Genomic DNA, 15177 nt, shown 5'->3' on the forward strand with positions numbered 1-15177 from the left:
ACGCGGTCAGCGCGGATCCGGTCCGCAGGGGCTCACAGGCGGGTCTCGCGGACGCTCGCCTTCGCGGTCGGCACGACGGTCGCGGTGATCTCCGAACGGTGGTCGTCGCTGGTGAAGACGACCACCAGCGTGTCCGGGTCGGTCTGCTGCGTGCTCGTACGGAACCCCGGGTCGGGCACGGCGGAGACGAAGCAGACGCTGGTGCGCCCGTACTGGACGGTGACCTTGCCGCCCTCGGACGGGACGGTGTGCAGTCCCGGACCTCCGGTGCACTTCGGCGACGGGCCGGGCGTCGCCGTGACGGTCGCCCGGGTGGGCGAGGGGGACGGCGTCCGCGTGGTGGGGGGTGCCTTCACGGGCGTTCCGGTCGGGGTGGCCGACGGGGTCCTCGGCGTGGGGGCCGCGGACGAGGCAGGCACACCCACGAGGCCGGACGGCGAGGGGTACACCGCCTGGACCGAGCGCGCGGCGGGCGGTGTCGGACGGGTCAGGCCGATCACGAAGTACACCGTGAGCATGACTGCGGTGACGCTGGCTGCGGTGCACGACAGCCATATGAGGAGGTAGCGCGTGAGGCGGGGCACCGCATCAGTGTGGCCGACGGCCGGCCCGCCGCTCGGGCGGCCCCCGCCTCCCCGTCAGGGCGGCCCCGTACCCGGTGCGTCGGGAGCACCGGAGCCGGCCGGTACCCCGCCCGCCGTGGGTGCCAAGGGAGCCGGCCCTGTCGCGCCGGGCGAGCCACGTGCGGACGCCGGGATCCGAGTGCGGGGTGCTCCGCGGCGGACACGGAGCGGCACCGAACCTGAACAGTTGCTTAGGCGCTCCTGAGCGCATCCCTCAGACGGCGTTCCGGCCGCCCCGGCCCGCCTACGATCCGGGCACGGCAAGCGGCACACCTCACTCCGCCGCCCCTCGCCGCCATCCCCTTCGTCGGCCCCGGCCTGCCCGCGCCCGACCCGCACACCCCCTGGAGGATCCCGAGATGAGCCCCCGTGCCGCCCATGGACGCCGTGGGCACCGCGCCCCCCGCCCCCCGCGTGCCAGAGCAGCCGTGGTGGGCATCGGCGCCCTGGCCGTGGCGGCCGCCTGCATCGCCGGGACCGAACTGACCGGCTCCCCGGCCGACAAGGCGGGGTCGACCGCCCTCGACGTGTCCACGTCCGGCACGGCGACCGCCCCCTCTTCCGCCTCCGCGCCCACCACGGTCCCACCCACCCCCACGACCGCCGCCCCCACCACCCCCTCGGCGACGCCGTCGCCGTCGGCGACACCCGAGGCGTCGAAGAGCGCCGCCTCCGGCACCGCCGGAAAGGCGGCGACCGCACCGGGCAGGTCCCCGGCCAGGAAGGCGCAGGCCACCACGTCCGACAGCGGCTCCCGGTCGGAGGGCGGCAGCCAGGCCCAGGAGGTCGTACGCCTGGTGAACGTCGAGCGCGCCGCGGCAGGCTGCAAGGCCCTGACGGTGGACGCGGACCTGACCGACGCCGCCCAGGAGTACAGCGACGCCATGGCCGCCACCGGGAACTTCTCCCACACCGGCACGGACGGCACCCAGCCGCAGGACCGCATCGAAGCGGCCGGGTACACCTGGTCACGGTCCGGCGAGAACATAGCCAAGGGACAGGCCGACGCCGCGGCCGTCGTCGACGCCTGGATGAAGAGCCCGGGTCACCGCGCGAACATCCTCAACTGCGGCTTCACCGAGATCGGCGTCGGCGTCAGCACCGACGGCGGACCCTGGTGGACCCAGGACTTCGGCACCCCGGCCTGATCACCTCACGCCGGGCATCCGCGCCGGGGCGCCAGGCCCCGCCGGTCGTCCGTGCCATGGCGCCAGGCCCCGCCGGTCCTCAGTGCGGCGCCACCAGCTTGATGCCGACACCGCGCACGGTGCGCAGGTAGCGCGGAGCGGAGGCCCGCTCGCCGAGTTTGCGGCGCAGCGCGGACACGTGCACGTCGATGGTCTGGTCCTCGATGTACGCCTCGCGCCACACCTCGGTGAGCAGGCGCCGCCGGGATATCACCGTCCCGGCGTGCCGAGCCAGGAAGGCGAGCAGGTCGAACTCCCGCCGGGTGAGGACCAGTTCGTGCCCTGCCAGGTAAGCGGAGCGGGCCAGCGGGTCCACGGCGAGCTCGCCCACCGTCACCGGACTCATCGGGTCGGCGGGCTGGGGCTGCCCGGCGGCCGGGCCGGGTGCCGCGCTGCGCCGCAGGACCGCCGCCAGCCGGGCCATGAGCTGGGCCCCGGAGAACGGCTTGACCAGATAGTCGTCGGCCCCGGCGTTCAGCAGCTTCACGATCTCGTTCTCGTCGTCCCGGGCGGTGGCCACCACCACGGGCACGTTCGAGATGCCCCGGATCATGCGCAGCGCGTCGGCACCGTCCAGGTCGGGCAGGCCGAGATCGAGTACCACCGCGTCCAGCGCACCCTGGGCGACCTCGCGCAGCGCGCCGAATCCGTCGCCCGTGCTGCGCACCGTGTGGCCGTGCTCCGAGAGGATCTCCATGAGCGAGGCACGGATGCTGGGGTCGTCTTCGACCACGAGTACGCAGGGCATGGCGGTCACCCTACAGCGGCCTGTCCGCCATCCGGACAGGCCGTACGACGCGGTGGAGAGGCGCGCGGGAGCCGACGCGCACTGTCCCCCGTGGCCCCGCGCGAGGCCGAGTCCGAGCGGCGCGTCCAGGCCCGTCATGTCCTCTGCCCGGCAGGGGGTGCAGCGCACGCCGCCGAGCCGCAACGTGTGCCATTGGGGACTTCGAAGACACCTCCTAGCAGGCGGGAAGGGCGTCCTCGCCCGTGTCGACGTACACGGCCGGAATCCAGGCACCGGTCGGCGCCACCCGGTACCAGAGGGTGTCGCGCGCGGGGAGAGGGCCGGCGTAGGAAGTGCCGACAGCGACCTCGCGGCCCGTGACCTGACACGAGACGTACAGCCGCGTGCCCAACTCGTACGCGCCGGTGTTCTCATTCCGACCGCCCTCCCTGGACGAGGCGTAGGCGAGGACGGTCGTCGACTGGCCGGGATTCCCGTCGTCGGACCACTTGATCACCGCCGGATACGGTCCCTGTGTCTCGACCCGCTGTTCTCCGCCCGGGCCGTTGGACCATGTGACCAACCCGCCCCCCAGCAGACCGATCGCGATGGTCACGGAGACGCTCAGGACACAGCCCCGCTTCTTGCCCTGCGGGGGTGCATCGGGCCCGCCGATGTCAGGCGGTGGGGCCGCCCCGTCGGCAGGCGGGAACCGGGGGCCCGGATCGCCTCCGCAGCGACGGAATCCCGCAGCCCACAATCCGACGAAGGCTTCGCTCCGAGGTTCGCCCCGATGTTCGGCACAGCCTCGTACGAACACCTCCACCTGGCCCCACTTCGGCCGGCTGCTCAGTGCCGTGTTGGTGAGCTGGTTCAGCGTGCCGATCGAGCACGATCGGAGGCCCGGTAGGCCTCGGGCCTCCAACTTCTCACTTCGTAAAGCCAGTTCTCTGAAACTGGGGCCGTCATCCCGCTGCAACGCCCGCAGCGCCCCTCGGTACGAGCTCCAGTCGCCCGCTTCGGCCAACAGATCACGCCATGCACTCAACGACCGTCGCTCCCTCACGCGTCTTTCAAGGAGCCCAGCATCTCCCCGGGCCGAACCCGGTGTTCAGAGATGTACGAAACCTGCCGGGACCGAGCCAGGCGCAGAGCGCTCACCAGCATGTTCGCGGCGGGCGGTGTTCTGAACACGCACCCGCCGCTACAAGATCTTCTTGGATGTCCGAGGGGCTGGTGCGAACGGGGGGCATCCCGTCTCCTTGTCATGGGCCGCCGCGGTGCCCGGCCGTCCCGTGACCGGGGCGGGTGCCACAGGGAAGGAAGGACCAAAGTCATGGCCGATCAACCCACTCCGTCCGGAGCGACGACGCACCCCCAGGGCCCGGACATCCGCTGTCCAGCCGCCCACGCCTCGACGACCCTCAAGGTCATGTCGCTCATGATCGCCGCTCTGTGCGGACTGGTCGGCCTGCTCGCCGCCTTCGTCCTCACCCGTCACCTGGGCGCGGACCCCCTGCTCTCGGTCGGCTCGTCGGCGGCTACCTTCCTCGGCGTCACCGGCGCGGTCACCTACACCGAGGAACGGCTCGGGCTCCTGTAGGGAGCGTCGTGCCGCGAGGAAGGCGGCCCCCGGAGCCGCGGCGGCGGCAATCCGGTGGCGGGGCGGATGGCGGGTGGCCGAGACTGTCCGCCATGACGACCGGCCCCCATCACGACGAGGAGCCCCCCGAGCACCGGCGCTTCGCCCGCCACCTGGAGGCGCTGGAGGCCGTAGCCCCGGCGGACGAGGCGGACCTGCTGGCCGCCGTCCTGCGTGATCCGGACCCGGCGATGGCGGACAGCGCGGTGGGGCGCCATCTGGACCGCCGCGCCGCCGAGTTGCTGACCGACCCTGGATTCCCGGCCTGGGCGCGGACGATGGGCGAGACGGTCGGGGACCGCGCGTTCCTCGCCCGGCGCCTGCGCGAGTGGACCCTGCTCAGGACCGTCGTCGTCGGTGGGCCGTGGGCCGCCGAGGAGCTCACGGGCGCATCCGACTGGTTTCAGCGCAAGGCCGCAGTCACGCCGATCACGGGCTCGCCCGAGGCCGTCGAGCTGCTCGCCGCACACGGACGAACCCGCCGCGTCCGCAACGCGGCGATGCGGCAACTCCCGCGGCGGGGGCGCTGAGGGGCCGATGCGCGCGGGGCGCTTCGGGAAGGCCGCGGGGGAGGTTCCGGGCAGCCGGACGGCCAAGGTGCCCTGACGCGAAGTCAGCGGAGGGGTGGGGTGCCTCAAGAGGCCCTCTTGTGGGGTGCGTCCGATGTTTCGAGAATGCTCATGACAACCGAAGGATCTTCGGTCGCATCGTCATCGGAGGGGAACCCCCACATGAACAAGCCTCTCACCGGCGCCTTGCTCGCCCTGCTCCTGACCGGGGCGGCGGCAGCACCGGCCGTGGCCTCCGCGCCGCGGGACACGGTCGCGCAGGCCCCGGCCCCCGCGCCTCGTGCCCAGGCCGCGACGGCCGTCGCCGTCGACTTCGCGGGGACGGTCGCGCTCAGCAACTGTTCCGGCTCCCTCGTACGCACTCCCAGCTCGCTGCCCGGCGACCCCGCGCTGGTCCTTTCCAACGGGCACTGCCTGGAGACCGGCTTCCCCGCGGCCGGCGAGGTCGTCAAGGACCAGCGGTCCAGCCGCTCGTTCTCGCTTCTCAACTCGGCCGGCTCCAAGGTCGCGACCCTGCGCGCCGGCAAGATCGCCTACGCCACGATGACCGACACGGACATCTCGATCTACCAGCTGACCAAGACCTACGCGCAGATCCAGAGCCAGTACGGCATCAGCGCGCTGACCCTCAACGACGTCCGTCCGGCGCAGGGTTCGGCGATCAAGGTGGTCTCCGGGTACTGGAAGCGCATCTACAGCTGCAACGTCGACGGATTCGCGTACCGCCTCAAGGAGGGCGAGTGGACGTGGAAGGACTCCGTCCGCTACACCTCGTCCTGCAACACCATCGGCGGCACCTCCGGCTCGCCGGTGATCGACACGACCACCGGAAAGGTCGTCGCCGTCAACAACACGGGCAACGAGAGCGGTGAGAGCTGCACCGTGAACAACCCGTGCGAGGTCGACCAGAGCGGCACCGTGACGGTCCGCCAGGGCATCAACTACGCCCAGCAGACGTACACGATCGTCCCCTGCGTCGGCGCGGGGAACGTGATCGACCTGAACCGGCCCGGTTGCGTCCTGCCGAAGCCGTGACGCCCCTGCCGCCCGGCTCGACCGAGCCGGGCGGCAGGCGTCGCCGACCCCGGACACGGCCACCACCGTTCCGGGGTCGGCGACTGCGCCCTTCATCCCGGAGCGGCGCTCCGGGCGGCCCTGGCCTCAGGTCGGCTTGCGCCACACCGACACATGCTTGGCGGAGTCCTCGGTGAAGGGCGCCCCGTCCCAGTCGGCGACGCGGCGTTCCAGTTCGAGCCCGGCGATCCGTGCCATCAGATCGAGCTCCGCCGGCCAGGCGTACCGGTGCCGGGAGGCGCTGCGGCGGTACCGGCCGTCGTCCTCGCGCGTGACGTGGTGCGAGACGAGGATCTGCTCGACCAGGTCGAAGGTGTCGAAGCCGAGATGCCGCTCGGACACGTCGAACGGCACCGCGACCTGGCCGGGCGGCAGGAACCGCAACGGCGGCACGCTCAGCTCGATGACGAAGCGGCCGCCGGGCGCCAGATGACGTGCGGCGTTGCGGAAGCACTCGACCTGCTCCTCCTGCGTGAGCAGGTTCGAGACGGTGTTGTAGACGAGATACACCAGGGCGAACTCGCCGGGGACGACGGTCGTGGCCATGTCCCCGATCGTCACCGGGAGCGTGTCCTCGTCGAGCTTGCGCCGGAGGACGGCCGCCATGTGCTCGGACAGCTCGATGCCCGCCACCGGCACGCCGCGTTCCCGGAGCGGGACGCCCACGCGCCCGGTTCCGATCGCGAACTCCAGCGCCCGCCCGGCCCCGGCGAGATCGGCGAGGAAGGCGAGTGTCGGTTCGAGGACCGCGGCGGAGGACATCTCGGTCTCCCCGGCGTCGTAGCGTTCGGCGGTCGCCTGGTTCCACAGTTCACTGCTCGTCACGAGCCGTCACTGTGCCAAGCGCGGCGGGGCGCTGTCGAAGCATTTACCGTCCCGCGATGCCGACGGCGCCGGCGTTCTCGGCCCGCGATCCGGCGGCCGGAAGCGCCGGGGCTTCGGTCCGCCGCTCCGACACCGCGTGATGGGATGGCCCGATGAACGCTCGTGACGTCGCTCGCCGGCTGCCGGACATCGCCACCCTGCGCAACCGCTGCCGTTCGATGGCGATGCTGGACGCGATACTCCAGCCGGGCGCACCGTACCTGCGCCACCACCGGTTCGACGCCCACTGGACCGGGACGCAAGAGCTGGCCTCGATGGACAACGGCGGGGGAGACGCCTACTCCGTCGTCTTCTCGGCGGCCGGAGCGTACATCCGCGGCTTCGACCACACGTCCCCGATGAGTCCGTACGCGGGTGACGGGACGCCGTGGCCAGGCGTGGTCGACACGGTCCCGGAGGTGTTCCGGTCCTGCGTCGAGGATCCGGCCTTCCGGCAGGAAGGCATCCCGCACATCACCGTCTCCCTGTGGCGTGAGACCACTGACGAGCAGTGGCACACGGGAGAGGTCGACTTCGACGGCGGCCGCTCGGTTCCGGACGGATCCGACTGGCTCTTTCGCCGCCTCGTCGAGGGGACGCCCGAGAAGTACCGGGCATGGGCCCAGAGGTACTACGGAACCCCGGTGGACCTGGACGCGGTCATCGACGTGTACGGTCTGCGGCCTCTCACACCGGACATGGTCGCTGCCCTGAACCCCGCTGTGACACCGGCGCAGCTCGGCGACGCCATGACGTCGATCGGCTACCCGACCTGAGCGCGGATCTCGGCGGGGGGCAGCGCGGCTCCGCAGCGACGCAGGAGCATCGCCAGGCCGTACTGGTTGATGAACCCGCAGATCTCCTCGGCGTCGGCCTGGTTGCGGCGGTGCGCGTCATGGATCTCGTAGACCACGGCGCACACGAGCGCGCGTTCCCGTTCCGTGCGGGGTTTCGGGAACGGTGCGTCCCGGAACGGCGCCTCCACGTCGGCCGGACGGACAAGGGGGCGACGGCCCGTTCCGGTGACAGGTTGCGTACGGGCGAGTCGGCGGAGGCGCGTGGCCCGGGCGGAACCCATCGGCGCTCAGCTGTAGTACGCGATCTTCTCGTCCAGGACTCCGATGGCCCGGGACAGCGCCGCCACCCGCTGCTCCAGCACCGCACGGCGGTCGCGGAGGAAGGTGACCCGGTCCTCGGCGGAGTGTTCCGTGCGCAGGATGGCGACGAAGGCGCGCAGGTCCGCGATGCCGAGTCCGGCCTCGCGGAAGCACGTCACCATGCCGATCCAGAAGACGTCCTCCTCGGTGTACTCCCTGCGTCCGCCCGCGGAGCGTCCGATCGGGCCGATGAGGCCCTCGCGCTCGTAGTAGCGCAGCGTGTCGATGGAGACGCCGGTGCGGTCGGCCGCGGTTGCCGGGGTCAGGGTGGTCATCGGTGTCCTTCCGTGGTCGCCGCCACCGTGCTCCGGCGAAGCGCGCCAGGTGCTCGTCGATCGAGCGGTACGCGCCGTGCGCCGAGGGATTCCTCGATCTGTTCCACCCGGCTCACACCGGGTCGATCCGCTGCCGGATCAGCCGCGCGAGAACGCCCTGGTTCCTCGTGGCCGGGAGCTCTTCGGCGACCTCGCCGAGGACGGCGAGCACCTGAGTGGTGCCGGGATGATCATAGGTCTGCGGAAGCGGCCTGAGCCAGACGCCACCGCCGTCGACGAAGGCGTCGGAAGCCGTCGACGAAGGCGTCGAGGATCGCGAAAACACGTGCCGGCATCGACACGGGTACCGAAGTCCATCGTCCCGAGGGCGAACTGAGGATCCGTGATGTCCATGACGCCCATGCTCCGACCTGGTGCGCGCTCCGGGTCAACAGCCTTCGTGGCGGGGACGCTTCCCTCTCGGGGGCCCGTTCCCTCTCGATCTTCCGCTGAGGCGAGGCTGTCCCGCATACTCCCGCCATGAACATGCTCGGTCTGCGGCTGCTCCTCGCGGTCCTGCTCGTCGGAACCACGCTGACTGGCTGCTCCGCACTCTCCCCGTTCGACACGTGCGAGGACACGGAGTCGCCCCTCAGGAAGCTGGACGCGGTGGAGGTGCTGGATCTGCGTCCCGCGGAGGCCAGACCGGTAGACGGCGGATCCCGGGCCTACTGCACCGACGACAGCGGCGACGCCGGGCTGAGGGCCGAACGGCTGTACGTGTTCCACGGGACCCGCGACGAGGTGCTGGAGTACTACGGCCGTGCCGCGCCGGCGGCGGGGTGGCGCCCCGTACAGGACCTCGACACGGGGCCGGACGGCCGGAGGGCCGTCTTCTGCTTCGACGCGGACGCGCGTCCGAGCGTCACGCTCGCCTTCGACACCCCGGAAAGCCTTCGGGAGTTCTACGGACTGGATCCGGGACCGGAAGCCGCCGACCCCGGCTCCCACGTCTGGTTCTCGTTGTTCGCCGAGTCGTCCACCGACGGTTCGAGGTTGGGCTGCCTGGACTAGAGGGAGTCCGGGCGGCCGGGGAGCCCGCGGCGTGGCCGCTTCCGCCACACCCCCGAGCCCGCCCCACCACCGCCCCACCACGGAGCCGAGCCGAGCCCAGCCGAGCCGAGCCGAGTCGAGCGGCGCGCTGTCAGGCCGCGCCCACGTCGGTGGCGCACGCCGCCTCCCGGACCTCCTGCTCGCCGTGGCGGCGCAGGGCGACGACCGCGGCGCGGCAGGTGTCGGGCCAGCCGTGGCGGATGCCGAGGGCCGTGGCGAGGGCGACGGCGAGGAGGCCTTCCACGAGGGCTCCGTCGTCGCCCAGTGCGCGGACCGCGGCGAGGGCGGGGGTGAGGTCGGCGAGCGGGTCGCCGTACCGGTGCGACTCCTCCAGGTCCTCGGCCACCCGGGCCGCGAGAACGGGACGTCCCGCGATCGCGGCGGCCAGTTCGCGGAGCGACAGCAGCAGTTCGGGCTCGGCTGCCTCCAGGTCGACGGTCCGTACGAGCAGCGCGGTGCGGGTCGAGCTGACGGCCGGTTCGGACATCAGCTGCCGGGCCAGGACGGCGCACATCGCGCGGTCCCGGATCGAGGAGCCGAGGAGGGAGTGCAGGCGGCGCCGTGCCGGCAGGTCCCCGCCGCCCCCGCCGCCCTCCGGTTCGCCGGCCGCCACGAGCGTCAGGAGCCGGTCCACGACGTCGTGCGTCAGGCTCCCGGGCTCCACACCACCGATCGGGTGGGGCAGCCGGGACTGGGCCAGCTCCGTCAGCCCGTAGCCGGCCCGCCGCTCATTCAGAGGCGAGGCGAGGTCGGTGTAGACGTCCACGAGCGCCGTACCGGCCGCGGGCGTGTAGCGCGCCCAGTCACGGAGATGGAACAGGGCCTGTTCCGCCACGTGTTGCTCGGCGACGAAGGGCATCCGGGCGATGAGCCCGCCGTACCGCGACCGGTGCGCCGGAGCCAGTGCCGACGGGGTCACGTCCAGGAGCGCGCGCCGGGCGGCATCCGGCCCGTCGGTGGTCGTCGCCTCCAGCAGGGCCCACATCTCGTCGGCCGGCAGCAGAGCCGGAGCCAGCCCGACGATGGTGGCGTGCACGTCCGGATGGATGCCCGGCGCGCTGCCCACGGCGGACAGGAGGGCGGTGGCGGCCCCCGGCGCCAGGTGATCGGCGGCGAGCCGGGCGGCCGCCTTGCGGACGGTGACCTTGACTCCGCTCTCGCTGGTCAGAATCTCCCGGAGCAGGGCCGCCACCTGGGTGGGACGGGCGTGGGCGGCGGCGCGGCCGGCCGAGGACCACACGGCCGCGGCCCGGTCGTCGCCGGCGTGGTCGAGCAGGGCGCCGAGGGCCGAGCCCGGGTCGTCCGTGCGGGCGGCCGCGTCCAGCGCGGCTGCCCTCAGAGCCGACTCGGCATGGCCGGTGCAGGACTCCGCCGTGTCCCCGTCCCCGTTCGGTCCGGAGGTGGCGTACCGCCGGAGCAGGGCCCGCCCGTACGTCGGCACCGGGGCCACCGCCCGCAGCAGCGCGGCACGTTCGTCCAGGCCACGGCCGGGATCGGCCACGACGTCCGCCGCCAGCCGGACCGCCGCCCGCTGCTGCCGGGGCAGCCACCGGTCGGCGAACCGGAAGGGGGGCAGCGGCCGGGGAGCGCCGGCCACCGGGAAACGTCCCCCCGGGAGGGGGTTCTCGGGCAGCGCGCGGTCCAGCAGGTCCGTGCGCTCGGCCGCCAGCACCGCGAGCACCGGAGGCAGGAAGGCCGTGGAGGGCTCCCACGCCAGCAGCTCGGCCACCCGGTCGCCGCGGGTCGCGCGGTCGGCCAGCCAGGCCGCGGCGATCTCGCCGAAGGGCCCGTCCGGGCAGGTGCGCAGGGCCTGTTCGAGGCGGCCCTGAAGTTCCGGGATCCGGTAGGCGCGGCGTCCGCAGGACCGGACCAGTGCGAGCAGCGGCGCCACGTCCCCACGGGCGGCGGCCCGGTCGAGCCACGGTCCGAGGGCGTCGAGCACGGCGTCCGTCGCCCTGCCGCGCGGCAGGTGGTCCAGTCGGCCGAGGTCCACCGTGCCGGTGTGCGCGGTCAGCGCCTCCACGAGGCGTACGGCGGTGCGCAGGGCGGCGGCGGCGGCCGGGTCCGTGCGGGTGGCCGCGTCCGTACCGGTGGGGCTGTTCGCGGTGGCCGCGGCGTCTCCGACCGCGGCGAGCAGGGTCACGGCGAGGGTCCGGACGGTGTCACGGGTCCCGGACGAGCAGTCCCGGGCCCGCAGGGCATCGAGGCACAACCGCTCCAGCGCGTCGGCCCCGGTGGCGCCTCCGGCGGACCCGCCCTCGGCCGCCAGGGCTGCCACGATCAGCGGTGCCGGCAGGTCGGCGAAGGCGGACAGGGCATCCCCGCGCACGGGGTCGCGCTCGTTGGTCAGGCGCCCGGCGGCCAGTGCGAGGACCTCCGCGACCTGCCGCGGATCACGGGTGTGGCCGGCGTTGGCCGCCAGCCGGTCCCAGAGTGTCCCGCGATCGTCGGAGTCACCGGTACCGAGGGCGGCCAGGAGTTCGGGGCGGGCCTCGGCGGGCGGCAGCAGGGCGAGCGCGCCCCAGAGGTTCCAGCCGGTCTCCTTCTCGGCGCGCAGTGCCTCGACCGCGGCCCGGGCCCGGCTGTGCCGGTCCTCGGCCGGCAGCAGGGCGAGCACCCCGTCGTGCGCGCGGATGTTCCTGCGCGCACTCCCCGCGGCGACGACGGTGTCAAGGAAGGCGGCCCGGCGTGACGGCGGGACGGACCGCAGCAGGACTCCGAAGGCTCCCCGGTGGAACCACCGGGCCCCGAGCCTGGGCAGGGACGGCGGATCCGCCGCCACCAGCTGCCGCATGACGGCCCGTCCGGGTGTCCGCTCCCATCGCGCGGCCGCCCGGCCGGGGGCGGCGAGCCAGCAGGCCACGCGCTCGGCATCCGCCGCCACGAGGTCGCCCAGCCGCTCGTGCACCGGGCCGGGCAGGTTGTCAGGGCCGAACCGCTCCAGCAGGTCCAGCACGCGCCCCGGGGCGGCGGGCAGGGCGGCGGCGATCCCGGTGGCGTGCCGTTTCCACCAGGGGGCACGCAGCTGCTCGGGAAGGTCGGCGAGTTCCCGTTCCGCATGGTCGAGGACGGCGACGGGATGGCGGACGGCCAGCGTGCTCCAGTCCTCGTACGCGAGCGATCCGGCGAGTTCGGGCAGCAGCCGTGCGGTGAACTCCGTGGAGCAGCCGGGCAGCAGGCGGGCCGCGTCCCGGTCGCCGTACTCGGTGCGCACCCGAAGCGCCAGCCGCTCGGCGAGTCCCGGCCGCCGCCCGTCGCGGAGCAGCCGTGCGAGGTCGCCGCGGACCACGGCGGGCGCGTCGTCGTAGGCGGCTTCGATACGCGCGTCGGGGACGGGCAGCCGCCGGGCGCAGCGGAGCGCGTACCGGCGGACCACCGGGTCCGGGTCGCCGAGCCGGGCCGCGAGGTACTCCCACGCGCCGCCGGTCAGGGCCGCCAGCGCGGCGAGCCGGCGCTCGTAGGAGCCGCGCGCGTCCAACGCGGCCAGTACGGGCCCCAGTCGGCCTCGGGCGGCGAGGCGGTGAGCGTGGACGGCGGTGCACCGGAGCCGGGCGGCGTGCGGCAGGGGTTCGAGCGCGGCGAGCAGCTCGTCTGCAGTGGAGATCATCGCGAGCATTGTGCCCGAGGGCGTGGCCGCGCCCCATCGATTATCGGACCGGTACCGGGAGGACGGCGGAGGAGTACCGGAGAGCGGGCCGCCGTTCCCGGCGCCGAGACCGCGGTCCGACGCTACGCGGGGAGGCGGAACCCGTTGAACAGGTCGTCCATCCCGCGCAGGGCCAGGCGGTCGGGAGTGGCACGGATCGCGAGGTCGCGCACCGCCGCGGCGAGCGGGTTCCGGAGGGCGCCCAGGCGGCCGACCCTGCGGGCACGGACGCGCACCGCGTCGGTGCGGTCGCGGCGGGCGGCGGTGTACGCGGCGAGAGCGGCCGGGACGGAGCCCGCGCCCTCCCCGGTGTCGTCCTCGTCACCGAGGTCTCCCGCGGGCAGGAGGCGGGCGAGGATCACCGCGTCCTCGATGGCCTGGCAGCCGCCCTGGCCGAGGTTGGGTGCCATGGCGTGGGCGGCGTCGCCCAGCCAGGCGACCCTGCCGTGGTGCAGGCGGGGGAGCGGGGCCGCCAGATCGTACAGGTCGTTCCGGAGGACGTCGGCGGGATCGAGACGGTCGACGTGGTCCAGCAGCGCTGGAATCGGGTCGTGCCACGAACCGAATCGCCGGCGGAGTTCGGCACGGTGGTCGGAGGACCGGCCGCCGGCCGGAACGGTCGCGGTGGCGTACAGATAGAACCGGCCGTCGGAGAGCGGGGTGATCCCGAACCGCTCGCCCCGCCCCCAGGTCTCGCTCATCGACGGTATCCGGAGGTCCGGGGCGTCCACGAGAGCCCGCCAGGCGGTCTCGCCGACGTAGTGCAGGCCGGGGTGGGCGGGGAAGTACGCACGGCGCAGCGGACTGTGGATGCCGTCGGCGGCCACGACCAGATCGACGGGACCGCACGGACCGTCCTCCGCACGGACGGTCGGGCGGCCCTCGGCGTCCTCCACGGCGGTCACCTCCGCGCCGTAGCGGATGGCCTTCGGCGGCAGCGCCGCGGCCAGCGCGGCGGTGAGGGCCGGGCGCGGGACGGCGATCGGGGGCCGGCCGTACCGGGCCGCCATGGCGGCGGTACCGCTCCGGGTGAGCCACCGGCCGTCGGCTCGGCGTACCCCCATGGTCTCGGGGACGTGACTCCCGGCGGCGTAGGCGGCGTCGACGCCGATGGCGTCGAGCGCGCGCAGGGCGTTGGGGGCCAGGCCGATGCCGGCGCCGGTGGTGGGGGGCTCGGGGGCGCGTTCACGGACCGCGACGTGCCAGCCGCGGCGGTGCAGCGCGACGGCGGCCGTGAGGCCCCCGATTCCGGCCCCGACCACCACTGCGCGACGCTCCGGCATGGACCACCCCTCCGTTCGGCCCGAGCATCCTTGCACAGGAGGGCCGGGGGTCGGATCGCCCGGAGCGGCGCGACGGACGACGGTAGGGCGGCCGGTCGAACTCCTCAGTCCCGTCGGCCCCAGTCGCCGAACGTGTCGAAGAATTCCTCGACCGTCCGTGCACCGGTCTCCGCGAGCCTGGCCCGCTGCTCCTCCCAGTCGCCGGCGAACGCCTCGACCAGGACCTCGGCGGCCCTCGGCGTTCCGATGATCCTGCGAAGGCACGCCTCGCGGCGGGAGCCCGCGAAGTGGACGAGCGCGACCCGGGCCACGTTGTAGGCGCGGCTCGCGGAGCCGAGACGATACGGCGGATTCGGCCGGAAGCGGTGCTGCAGTCTCGCCGAGGGGACGGCCAGCACGTCGATCCCCGCACGCCATGCACGGAGGCTGAAGTCGACGTCCTCCAGGCCGAGTTCCCTGAACTCTCCGAAGCCGCCCAGGCGGTCGAAGGTGGCCCGGCTCAACGCGATGCATCCCCCCGGCGCGATGGGCAGCGGGTACGGAACGTCCTCCGGGCCGGGCGGCAGCCAGCGGTACCGCAGCGCGGCGTCGACCAGTCGGACGCCGCAGCCGTACTCGGTGCCGCCGACATCGCGGATGGCGGGCGCCAGGACGGCACGGGGCTCGGTGACCAGGGCGGCACGCAACCGAGCGAGACAGTCGGGTTCCAGCCGGCAGTGCGCGTCCAGGAAGACCAGATGCGCCCCCTTCGCGAGCCGGGCACCGGCGGTCCGCGCCGCCGCGACACCGCTGCGCTCGACGCGGTGGACGACGACCCCACGCGCGCGCCACGCGTCGCTCCGCAGGGCGGCGCAACTGCCGTCCGTGCCTCCGTCGTCCACGACGACGGTTTCCGCGGGAACGACGGATCCGGCGTGGACGGACCTCACCGTCTCGAGCAGCTCCACGCCCTCGTCGAGACTCGCCACGACCAGTGACAGCGGCGGCGGCTCGGCCGTCGGCTCAGGCACGGGTGGACCGGTCCTCCGGTCGCCCCCT

At 73.7% G+C, this 15177-nt stretch carries 15 protein-coding genes and 1 pseudogene; 6 read left to right on the top strand and 10 right to left on the bottom strand.

Annotated elements, in window-relative coordinates; all coding sequences use genetic code 11:
* Positions 1–32 precede the first annotated feature (32 nt).
* The gene (locus ACGFZF_RS05735) at positions 33–584 is read right to left on the bottom strand and encodes a hypothetical protein (RefSeq protein WP_393551255.1); all 552 of its coding nucleotides are present in this window, start codon (positions 582–584) and stop codon (positions 33–35) included.
* Positions 585–982: 398 nt separating this feature from the next.
* On the opposite strand from ACGFZF_RS05735, the gene ACGFZF_RS05740 reads away from it, so the two are divergent.
* Positions 983–1771, top strand: coding sequence for a CAP domain-containing protein (locus tag ACGFZF_RS05740; protein WP_393551256.1), 789 nt, complete (start codon positions 983–985; stop codon positions 1769–1771).
* A 79-nt stretch (positions 1772–1850) separates the two neighbouring features.
* Here ACGFZF_RS05740 and ACGFZF_RS05745 read toward each other — a convergent pair whose 3' ends face one another.
* Together ACGFZF_RS05745 and ACGFZF_RS05750 are read right to left on the bottom strand one after the other, a co-directional pair.
* Positions 1851–2558 carry a response regulator transcription factor gene (locus tag ACGFZF_RS05745; RefSeq protein WP_393551257.1) on the bottom strand — a complete coding sequence of 236 codons (708 nt, stop codon included), beginning with the start codon at positions 2556–2558 and terminating at the stop codon, positions 1851–1853.
* Positions 2559–2772: 214 nt separating this feature from the next.
* The gene (locus ACGFZF_RS05750; protein WP_393551258.1) at positions 2773–3153 is read right to left on the bottom strand and encodes a hypothetical protein; all 381 of its coding nucleotides are present in this window, start codon (positions 3151–3153) and stop codon (positions 2773–2775) included.
* Between the two features lie 720 nt (positions 3154–3873).
* Here ACGFZF_RS05750 and ACGFZF_RS05755 point away from each other — a divergent pair.
* The 3 genes from ACGFZF_RS05755 to ACGFZF_RS05765 all read left to right on the top strand — a co-directional run bounded on the left by ACGFZF_RS05755 (position 3874) and on the right by ACGFZF_RS05765 (position 5783).
* Positions 3874–4140, top strand: coding sequence for a hypothetical protein (locus ACGFZF_RS05755; RefSeq protein ID WP_393551259.1), 267 nt, complete (start codon positions 3874–3876; stop codon positions 4138–4140).
* Between the two features lie 92 nt (positions 4141–4232).
* Entirely contained in the window at positions 4233–4709 is a 477-nt protein-coding gene (locus ACGFZF_RS05760) for a hypothetical protein (protein WP_393551260.1), read from the top strand.
* 201 nt (positions 4710–4910) lie between these two features.
* Positions 4911–5783 carry a serine protease gene (locus tag ACGFZF_RS05765; protein ID WP_393551261.1) on the top strand — a complete coding sequence of 291 codons (873 nt, stop codon included), beginning with the start codon at positions 4911–4913 and terminating at the stop codon, positions 5781–5783.
* A gap of 126 nt (positions 5784–5909) precedes the next feature.
* Here the strand turns inward: ACGFZF_RS05765 and ACGFZF_RS05770 are convergent, their stop codons facing one another.
* A complete protein-coding gene (locus ACGFZF_RS05770) occupies positions 5910–6647 on the bottom strand; it encodes a class I SAM-dependent DNA methyltransferase (RefSeq protein WP_393551262.1) in 738 nt (245 codons plus the stop codon).
* A 152-nt stretch (positions 6648–6799) separates the two neighbouring features.
* Between ACGFZF_RS05770 and ACGFZF_RS05775 the strand changes: the two genes are divergently transcribed.
* Positions 6800–7462: a hypothetical protein gene (locus ACGFZF_RS05775; RefSeq protein WP_393551263.1), complete on the top strand. Its 663-nt coding sequence runs from the start codon at positions 6800–6802 to the stop codon at positions 7460–7462.
* Here ACGFZF_RS05775 and ACGFZF_RS05780 read toward each other — a convergent pair.
* From ACGFZF_RS05780 to ACGFZF_RS05790, 3 genes and pseudogenes are all read right to left on the bottom strand, one after another.
* A complete protein-coding gene (locus ACGFZF_RS05780; protein ID WP_393551264.1) occupies positions 7450–7608 on the bottom strand; it encodes a hypothetical protein in 159 nt (52 codons plus the stop codon). The genes ACGFZF_RS05775 and ACGFZF_RS05780 overlap by 13 nt on opposite strands.
* A 162-nt stretch (positions 7609–7770) precedes the next feature.
* Positions 7771–8118 carry a MerR family transcriptional regulator gene (locus tag ACGFZF_RS05785; protein WP_393551265.1) on the bottom strand — a complete coding sequence of 116 codons (348 nt, stop codon included), beginning with the start codon at positions 8116–8118 and terminating at the stop codon, positions 7771–7773.
* A 25-nt stretch (positions 8119–8143) separates the two neighbouring features.
* Positions 8144–8371 (bottom strand): annotated as a pseudogene (locus tag ACGFZF_RS05790) (aldo/keto reductase); the annotation flags it as partial.
* Positions 8372–8637: 266 nt separating this feature from the next.
* Between ACGFZF_RS05790 and ACGFZF_RS05795 the strand changes: the two are divergent.
* Complete coding sequence (locus tag ACGFZF_RS05795; RefSeq protein ID WP_393551266.1) at positions 8638–9171, top strand: hypothetical protein; 534 nt, start codon at positions 8638–8640, stop codon at positions 9169–9171.
* A gap of 130 nt (positions 9172–9301) precedes the next feature.
* On the opposite strand, the gene ACGFZF_RS05800 is transcribed toward ACGFZF_RS05795, so the two are convergent.
* The 3 genes from ACGFZF_RS05800 to ACGFZF_RS05810 form a co-directional block, all read right to left on the bottom strand.
* Positions 9302–12817 carry a hypothetical protein gene (locus ACGFZF_RS05800; protein ID WP_393551267.1) on the bottom strand — a complete coding sequence of 1172 codons (3516 nt, stop codon included), beginning with the start codon at positions 12815–12817 and terminating at the stop codon, positions 9302–9304.
* A gap of 122 nt (positions 12818–12939) precedes the next feature.
* The gene (locus ACGFZF_RS05805; protein ID WP_393551268.1) at positions 12940–14139 is read right to left on the bottom strand and encodes an FAD-dependent monooxygenase; all 1200 of its coding nucleotides are present in this window, start codon (positions 14137–14139) and stop codon (positions 12940–12942) included.
* Positions 14140–14243: 104 nt separating this feature from the next.
* Positions 14244–15149, bottom strand: coding sequence for a glycosyltransferase family 2 protein (locus ACGFZF_RS05810; protein WP_393551269.1), 906 nt, complete (start codon positions 15147–15149; stop codon positions 14244–14246).
* Between the last annotated feature and the right edge of the window lie 28 nt (positions 15150–15177).

The sequence above is a fragment of the Streptomyces sp. NPDC048338 genome, from assembly GCF_043201055.1.
Taxonomy (GTDB): Bacteria; Actinomycetota; Actinomycetes; order Streptomycetales; family Streptomycetaceae; genus Streptomyces.